This window comes from bacterium (assembly GCA_027622355.1).
Classification (GTDB): domain Bacteria; phylum UBA8248; class UBA8248; order UBA8248; family UBA8248; genus JAQBZT01.
This window is the reverse complement of record JAQBZT010000313.1, coordinates 1-3,054: the sequence shown is the minus strand read 5'-3', so window position 1 is coordinate 3,054 and position 3,054 is coordinate 1. Positions and strand designations below refer to the sequence as shown.

At 66.4% G+C, this 3,054-nt stretch carries 4 protein-coding genes; 3 read left to right on the top strand and 1 reads right to left on the bottom strand.

Going from position 1 to position 3,054, the window contains the following annotated elements; genetic code table 11:
• From O2807_14035 to O2807_14025, 3 genes are all read left to right on the top strand, one after another.
• Positions 1–254: hypothetical protein (locus tag O2807_14035; GenBank protein MDA1001621.1), on the top strand; the 254-nt coding region annotated here is incomplete at its 5' end.
• Positions 255–261: 7 nt separating this feature from the next.
• Positions 262–1,338, top strand: a complete 1,077-nt coding sequence (locus O2807_14030) for a DegT/DnrJ/EryC1/StrS aminotransferase family protein (protein MDA1001620.1) — start codon at positions 262–264, stop codon at positions 1,336–1,338.
• A 9-nt stretch (positions 1,339–1,347) separates the two neighbouring features.
• A complete protein-coding gene (locus O2807_14025; GenBank protein ID MDA1001619.1) occupies positions 1,348–2,526 on the top strand; it encodes an MraY family glycosyltransferase in 1,179 nt (392 codons plus the stop codon).
• 6 nt (positions 2,527–2,532) lie between these two features.
• On the opposite strand, the gene O2807_14020 is transcribed toward O2807_14025, so the two are convergent.
• Positions 2,533–3,054 (bottom strand): histidine phosphatase family protein (locus O2807_14020; protein MDA1001618.1); only part of this gene is annotated, 522 nt, incomplete at its 5' end.

Sequence of the window (3,054 nt, the reverse complement as noted above, 5' to 3'; positions counted from 1 at the left end):
ACGTCCCCAACCTTCTGTTCTACGAGGGGCCGACGACCCTCGACTTCCATCCCTCCGTCTACGTCGACATCGAGGAGGTTCTGGACAAAAAGGTGCGGGCGCTCGAGGCCCACGCCTCCCAGATGGGAAAAACGAACATCCCGGGAAAAAACATCCTGGACATGGCCCTCGCCACGGCGACCTTCCGCGGCATCCAGGCCCGTGTCCACTCCGCCGAGGCGTTCTGCTCGGCCCGACTCTTCCTCCATCCCTGAGCCGAGATTGAAAGACGACATCCCCCATTCACGCCCCACGCTCGATGAAGCCGACGCCCAGGCCGCGGCCGAGGCTGTCCGCTCGGGCCAGATCGCCGAAGGCCCGCGGGTCGCCGAATTCGAGCGTCAGATGGCGGCCTACCTGAAGCGGAGCGATGCCGTTGCGGTCAGCAGCGGCCTCGCCGCCCTTCACCTGGCGCTTCATGCGATGGGGGTGGGCCCCGGCTGCGACGTGGTGATTCCCTCCTACAACTGCGCAGCGCTCCTCCAGGCTGTGCGCCACACGGGCGCCAGAGCGCGGCTTTGCGACGTGGACCCCGAAACCGGAAATCCCACCCCCGAGACCGTGGGCGCCGCCGCCGAGGGGGCTCGCGCCGTCATCGTCACCCATCTGTTCGGCGCGGCGGCCGAGACCGACGACATCGCCGCGCTGGGCGTGCCCGTCATCGAGGACATCGCCCAAGGGCTGGGGGCGAGCCGGATGGGCTCTTCGGCCGGGGCGGCGGGCCGCCTCGCCATCTGCAGCTTCTATGCGACCAAGCTCCTCACCACCGGCGAGGGCGGGATGATCGCGGGCGATGATGCGGCCCTGCTCGCGGCCGCCCGGGATGCGCGCTCCTACGATGAGCGGGAAAACACACTCCCGAGGTGGAACTACAAACTCACCGATCTTCAGGCGGCCCTCGGCCTCTCGCAGCTGGCCCGCTACGAGCGCTTCATCGAGGCCCGGCGGAAGATCGCGGCCTGCTACCGCGAGGGACTTGCGGAGTCGGGCCTGGGCCTTCCCGGGGACCCGCCGGCGGGGCGCCATGTCTATCACCGCTATGTGGTCCGGCTTCCCGAAGTTTGGGGGGAGAAACAAGGGCCCGGCGCGGCCGATGCCGCCTGCCGCGCATTTGCGGCCGAGGGAATCGGGGTGCGGCGGCCCATCCATGCACCGCTCCACCGCCTGCTCGGCGAGAGCGGCTTTCCGGGCACCGAGGCCGCATGGGCCCGGCACATTTCCCTGCCGATTTACCCATCCTTGACGGCGGATGAAGCCGATCGGATCATGGATGCCGCGCGAAGGATTTTTCAGAAATGAGGAAGCCCCATGCCACCCGATGAAGAAGCCACCCAAAGCCCCGGTTACAACTACGGGTTTTTCTACCTCTACGGCGTCGCCTTCTTTTTACTCCTCTTCGTCATGATGCCGCAGGTGCGCGGCTGGCTGAAGCTCAACGACTTCCGGTGGGTCTACATCCCGGCCGTCTCGATGCTCGTCACCTTCTTGATGACGCCCCTCGTCCGCGCCATCGCCCACCGCATCGGCGCGCTCGATGTTCCCGACGCGCGCAAGGTCCACCAGGGGCCCACCGCGCTGCTGGGCGGGTTGGCGGTCTTCATCGGCTTCGGCCTCTCGGTCGGGGTGAATAATCTCTATTCGCCCCAGATGAAGGGCGTCGGCATCGCGGCGCTTCTCATCTTGATCATCGGGCTGATGGACGACATCCGGAAGGTGCCCGCCACCATCAAGCTCCTCGGCCAGATCGCGGCCTGCACCATCGTGGTCTACTCCGGGGTGCGGCTCTCGTTCTTGCCGGCGGGATGGCTTGGCGATTCCATCGAGGTCGTTCTGACCTTCGTCGGCATCATCGGCATCGCCAACGCCCTCAACTTCCTGGACGGCATGGACGGCCTCGCGGCGGGCCTGGGCGCCATTTCCTCATTTTTCATCGGGCTCGTCGCCCTGCAGACCAATCAGCCCTTTCTGATGTTCCTCAGCCTCGGGCTGATGGGCGGCTGCATCGGCTTTCTCCCCTACAACTTCAGGCCGAGCCAGCCGGCTTCCATCTTCCTCGGGGACGCGGGCAGCACCTTCATCGGCTTCACCCTGGCCTGCCTCGCCGTTATGGGCGAGTGGGACACCCAGGACCCCATCAAGGCGTTCCTCATGCCCCTCCTCATTCTGGGCGTCACGTTCTTCGATATGTCCTACATCACGCTTTTGCGCTTCGGCTCGGGACGGGTACGCAACATCCGCGAGTGGCTGGAGTACGTCGGCCGCGATCACATCCATCACAAGCTGAACGACCTGGGCCTCTCGCGCCACCAGACCGTCTTTTTCATCTTCCTGCTCTCCATCTCTCTCGGCATCTCCTCCATCGTCATGAAAAACGGCCGGACGGTGGACGCCTTCCTTCTTCTGATCCAGGGCTTCAACATGTTCTTCATGCTGGCGATTCTGATGCAGAAGGGATCGGACCACAAGGAAAACGGAAAGGACGACTAGCGCCCCTCACCCGTTCAGAAGGCGGAGAACGCAGGCGCCGTCCGCGTAGAAATCGAGCACGTTGAGGGCGGCGGCACCCTGATCGAGGCGGAAGAAATTCTCCAGCGGAACCCCCAGCGCATCGCACAAGATGATCCGGTTGACGGCGGCGTGGGCCACGATGAGGGCGGCCCGCCCGCGGGCGCGCTCCCGGAGGGCGGCAAAGGCGGGGCGCACCCGCGCCGCAAGGTCTGCGAGCGACTCCCCCCCCGGCGGGCGGGCGCGGACGAAATCGGCGTAATGGGCGGCGAGGCGCTCGGGCGATTTTTCCTGAAGGGAGGCGTAGCTCTCCCCCTCCCACTCGCCGAGGTCGAGTTCCGCCAGCTCCGGCACAGCCTCGGGCGGAGGGACAGCGAGCGCCACCGGCAGCGCCGCGCGCAAAATTTCGGCGCTGCGCATCGCCCGCACGCGCGGGCTGCTGAAGAGCAGGACTTCTCCCGCCAGCCAGGGAACGGCGCGCTCGGCCGCTCCGCGCACCTGCGCTTCCCC

Excerpts from the sequence above, each read along its gene's own strand:
- O2807_14025 (MDA1001619.1), top strand. The coding sequence starts at position 1,348 with ATGCCACCCGATGAAGAAGCCACCCAAAGCCCCGGTTACAACTACGGG.